Genomic DNA, 4,014 nt, shown 5'->3' with positions numbered 1-4,014 from the left:
CTCCCCGGAGGCGGCGGGCCCGGACGGGCCGGTACCGGTGGGCCCGGACGGGCCGGTACCGGTGGGCTCCGAGGCCGCCGAGCGCGCCACCGGGCCGTCGTCCCCCGCGGCCTCGACGCCGTCCCGGCCCTCCGCGCCACCGCCGTCCCCGCCGCCGGTGCGGCCCGGGCCGAGGAGGACCGCCTCCTGAGACCGGGTACGGGACCGGCCCGCCCGGTCCCGCACCCGCCCACCCCTCTCGTGCGCCGCGCCCCGCACACTCCCCGCCCACCCCTCGTCCAGCGCGCCCCCTCACCACACCCACGGCCCGCCCGGCCCGGCCGTCACCGGACGCACGGCCCGTCACCCGGCGCACCCGGCTCCCGCCCGGCGCGCCCCACGCCCCGCGCAGCGCACCTCCGGCCCCGCTCACCCAGCCCGTCCCTGGCCCCCACCCACCCCACCCACCCCAGCCTCGCCGCACACCTCCCCTCCCGTCTCCACCCCGGCACAAATGAGCGCTCGCTTAGAATTGAGGCGGGGCTCACAGTCCACGCCCCGTGACCCCGCCTTTACGTGCCGGTAACTTCCTCCTCGGCCCCCGCCCTCGCGTCAAGGAGTCGCCCGATGCCCGAAGCCGTCATCGTTTCCGCCGCCCGCTCCCCCATCGGCCGGGCCGTCAAGGGATCACTCAAGGACCTGCGGGCCGACGACCTGACCGCGACCGTCATCCGGGCCGCGCTGGACAAGATCCCCGCGCTCGACCCCCGCGATATCGACGACCTGATGCTCGGCTGCGGACTGCCCGGCGGCGAGCAGGGCCACAACCTCGGGCGGATCGTCGCCGTACAGCTGGGGATGGACCACCTCCCGGGGTGCACCATCACCCGGTACTGCTCCTCCTCCCTCCAGACGACCCGGATGGCGCTGCACGCCATCAAGGCCGGTGAGGGCGATGTCTTCATCTCGGCGGGCGTGGAGACGGTCTCCCGGTTCGCCTTCGGCTCCTCCGACGGCCAGCCCGGGACGCACAACCCGCTCTTCGCCGAGGCCGAGGCCCGCACCGCGAAGACCGCCGAGGGCGGCGCGGACTCCTGGCACGACCCCCGGACGGACGGGCTCGTTCCGGACGCGTATATCGCCATGGGGCAGACGGCGGAGAACCTGGCCCGGCTGAAGGGCGTCACCCGCCAGGACATGGACGAGTTCGGCGTCCGCTCGCAGAACCTGGCCGAGGCGGCTCTCGCCCGGGGCTTCTGGGAGCGGGAGATCACCCCGGTCACCACCCCGGACGGCACGGTTGTCCGCACGGACGACGGCCCCCGCGCGGGCGTCACCCTGGAGGGCGTCGCCGGACTGAAGCCCGTCTTCCGGCCGGACGGGCTGATCACGGCGGGCAACTGCTGTCCGCTGAACGACGGCGCCGCCGCCCTGGTGATCATGAGCGACACCAAGGCCCGTGAGCTGGGGCTGACCCCGCTCGCCCGGATCGTCTCGACCGGCCTCTCGGCGCTCTCCCCCGAGATCATGGGGTACGGACCGGTGGAGGCGTCCCGTCAGGCGCTGGCCCGCGCCGGGCTGACCATCGGGGACATCGACCTGGTCGAGATCAACGAGGCGTTCGCGGCGCAGGTCATCCCCTCCTACCGGGACCTCGGCGTCGACCTCGACAAGCTGAACGTCAACGGGGGCGCCATCGCCGTGGGGCACCCCTTCGGCATGACGGGCGCGCGGATCACCACGACCCTGATCAACAGCCTCCAGTTCCATGACAAGCAGTTCGCGCTGGAGACCATGTGCGTGGGCGGTGGCCAGGGCATGGCCATGGTTCTGGAACGCCTCTCCTGACCCATCCACCCCAGGGTTCACCCCGCCCTCGCCCGCACCAGCCGCCCCTCTGGCCCGCCGGCCCCGTGGCCGACGGTGCCGCCGGGGCCCGTTCGGCACCGCGACGGGCCCCGGGCCGGAGCGTGATCAAATATCGGCCATGATGTGACCTAAAGGCAGAACCAGCCCTTCCGCCCCAGGTCAAACCCGGGTCGGGGTAAACATCGGACCAAAAGTCCCGTCCCTTTTGTGACGTAATGCACTGACAGCCAGTGCCGTCCCACCGCAAGCTGATGTAGGAAGTCGGGGGTGTCGACGAATCCAGGAGTACGTCAGTGAGCGCCATGTCTCTCGCCCTGCTGCTGACCACCGCCGCGACCACGGTGGTGGGCGCGGCGGCGCTGTACGCCGTCCACGGGCTGCGTCGGCAGATCGTCGCCCTGCGCGCCGAGCTGTCCCGCGCGGCCGCGCGGCCGACCGTGCCCCGTGCCCGCCCGACCCCGGCCGCCGAGATACGCGCCGCCGTCGCCGACGCGCTCGCCGAGGAGCGTGAGCGCGAGCTGGCCGACGCCCGCGCCTTCTGGGCCGCCCAGGAGACCCGCGACGACGCCGAGGGCACCGCCGCCGCACCCTTCGCCGAGGAACTTCCGTACTACGTGCCGCGCCAGGCCGACCTCGTCGGCCTGGAGGCGCTGGAGCCCCTGCACCAGCTCGACCACCGCGATCCGCACCGCGAACTCGACCGGCTCGCCCCGCTCTCCCCGCTGGACGGCCTCGCCCCCGAACCGCAGGGCGCCCTGGACCCGCTGCCGGACCGGGGCGAGTGGCCCGCCCCGCTCGACCGGGCGGACCCGGCGGAGCGCGTGGACCACACCCACCGGACGGACCGGCCCGACCCGGGGAACCTCACCGGTCTCGCCGGTCTCCCCGAGGCCACCGAGTACACGGCGGACTCCCCCGAGCTGGCCGCCGCCCGCCGCCGCCACCCCTCCCACCCGGACTTCACCCCCGTACCCTCGCCGGTCATCACCGACCACGAGCGCACGGTCGCCAAGCTGGAGCACCTCGCCGACGAGCGCACCGAGCTGGCGGACGTACGGCCAGGACCCCTGGGCACCCTCGACGTCTATGTCTTCGCGGACGGCACCACGCTCTGTATGACCCCGGGCCACCGGGAGACCGCCGAGCGGCTGGCCCACGCGCTGCGCTCGGGCGACACCCCGGTCCTGCTGGGCGGCTCCGGCGTCGCGGGCGCCTACGCCCTGACCTTCAGCTGCGGCGACGAGACGGTCTATCTGCTGGCCGACCGCGTCATCGCCTCCCTCTGACCTCTGGCCTGTGACCGGCGACCACTGACCGCTGACCGCTGACCGCTGACCGCTGACCGGCGGGGAACGGCCCACGCCGCCCGGACGGCCCACGCCGCCGCGCGCCGTCCTCAGCCGAACGCGCGCTCCGCCGCCGCGCGTACCAGTTCCACGGCGTCGTCCACGTCCCCACTACGGCGGGGCGGGGCCACACGCCACGCCTCGACCAGATCATTTCCGGCCACCATCAGCTGATCGGCGAGGGCGAACATCCCGGCGTCCGGCATGGTCATCGGTGCCCGGTCCGGGTTCTCCACCCGCTGGGCACGGAGTGCCAACTCCCTGGCCAACCCGAGCGCCTCCGCCGCCACACCCCGCTCAAGGCGGCTCTGCGGGGCGGCGCGCACCCGGTCGGCGAAACGGGTGAGGGTCTCGGTCAGCTCTGTCGTATCCAGCACGGGCCGACCCTACGCACCCGCCCGTGAGTGTTGCCAATACGCCCGTGCTCGGGCACGGTGGCGGGAAGGAGCTCACGCGCGACGCGTCCGGAGGCGCCGATGTCCCCAGTCTTCTCCGAAGAGACCCACCGCAATCTGCTCTCCCGCATCCCCGCGTGCACGGGCCGGGAGATCTCCGACTGGCTGCGGACGGTCGAGGAAGGCCCGGCCCTGATCCGCTTCGAGGAGAAGGTGAGCTGGCTCCGCGGCGAGCACAACCTCGCCTACGGTCACGCCAAGGCGATCATCCACGAGTACGACCTGCGGCGGGCGGCCCGGAGACTGCTCTAGGAACACGGTCCAGGCCCCCACCGGCCCCGGGCCCCGCACCGCTCCTGTGAGGCCCGGGAGAGGGACCTGACCACCACACCACACACACGGGAAGGGCCCGTGGGCTGATGCCC

The 4,014-nt window shown here is 73.7% G+C and carries 4 protein-coding genes and 1 pseudogene; 3 read left to right on the top strand and 2 right to left on the bottom strand.

The genetic code is table 11. From position 1 onward, the window contains the following. Positions 1 to 225 (bottom strand): annotated as a pseudogene (locus ACFVIM_RS33595) (hypothetical protein); the annotation flags it as partial. A gap of 381 nt (positions 226 to 606) precedes the next feature. Here ACFVIM_RS33595 and ACFVIM_RS33590 point away from each other — a divergent pair. Continuing rightward, complete coding sequence (locus ACFVIM_RS33590) at positions 607 to 1,827, top strand: acetyl-CoA C-acetyltransferase (protein ID WP_384309712.1); 1,221 nt, start codon at positions 607 to 609, stop codon at positions 1,825 to 1,827. Between the two features lie 323 nt (positions 1,828 to 2,150). After that, positions 2,151 to 3,134 (top strand): hypothetical protein, encoded by a 984-nt coding sequence (locus ACFVIM_RS33585; protein WP_384309715.1) that lies wholly within the window; start codon positions 2,151 to 2,153, stop codon positions 3,132 to 3,134. A gap of 110 nt (positions 3,135 to 3,244) precedes the next feature. Here ACFVIM_RS33585 and ACFVIM_RS33580 read toward each other — a convergent pair whose 3' ends face one another. After that, on the bottom strand, positions 3,245 to 3,571 hold the full coding sequence (locus ACFVIM_RS33580) for a hypothetical protein (RefSeq protein ID WP_384309709.1): 327 nt from the start codon (positions 3,569 to 3,571) through the stop codon (positions 3,245 to 3,247). A gap of 99 nt (positions 3,572 to 3,670) precedes the next feature. Between ACFVIM_RS33580 and ACFVIM_RS33575 the strand changes: the two genes are divergently transcribed. Next, positions 3,671 to 3,901 (top strand): DUF4287 domain-containing protein, encoded by a 231-nt coding sequence (locus tag ACFVIM_RS33575; protein ID WP_384309706.1) that lies wholly within the window; start codon positions 3,671 to 3,673, stop codon positions 3,899 to 3,901. Positions 3,902 to 4,014 lie beyond the last annotated feature (113 nt).

It is taken from the genome of Streptomyces sp. NPDC057638 (assembly GCF_042800315.1).
Lineage (GTDB): Bacteria > Actinomycetota > Actinomycetes > Streptomycetales > Streptomycetaceae > Streptomyces.
Note: the sequence above shows the minus strand (reverse complement) of the source record. Positions and strands in the feature narration are given on the sequence as shown.